1 pseudogene is annotated in these 245 nt (G+C 76.3%); it reads left to right on the top strand.

Annotation, left to right across the window (positions count from 1 at the left end):
* Positions 1 to 245, top strand: a pseudogene (locus KVS67_RS12655) (alkaline phosphatase); the annotation flags it as partial.

Here is a 245-nt window from a genome sequence, read left to right as displayed (position 1 = left end):
GGGGTGACCCCGCAGCGCGGGGCCGTCGCCGCCATGCGCCTGGACGCCGACGCCGCCCCCGTGGCCGAGCGGACCCTCCCCGCCGAGGGCCTGCGCACCGCGGACGGCCCCGTCACGGACAAGGGCGCCAGGGTGAACTCCGTGGCCGTCTCCGGCGGCGTGATGGCCGTCGCCGTGGAGACCGCCGAGAAGACCGACCACGGCTGGGACGTGTTCTTCGACACCACCACCCTGCGCTACCTCGG

The sequence above is a fragment of the Micrococcus sp. GbtcB5 genome (assembly GCF_019091605.1).
Lineage (GTDB): Bacteria > Actinomycetota > Actinomycetes > Actinomycetales > Micrococcaceae > Micrococcus > Micrococcus luteus.
Note: the sequence above shows the minus strand (reverse complement) of the source record. Positions and strands in the feature narration are given on the sequence as shown.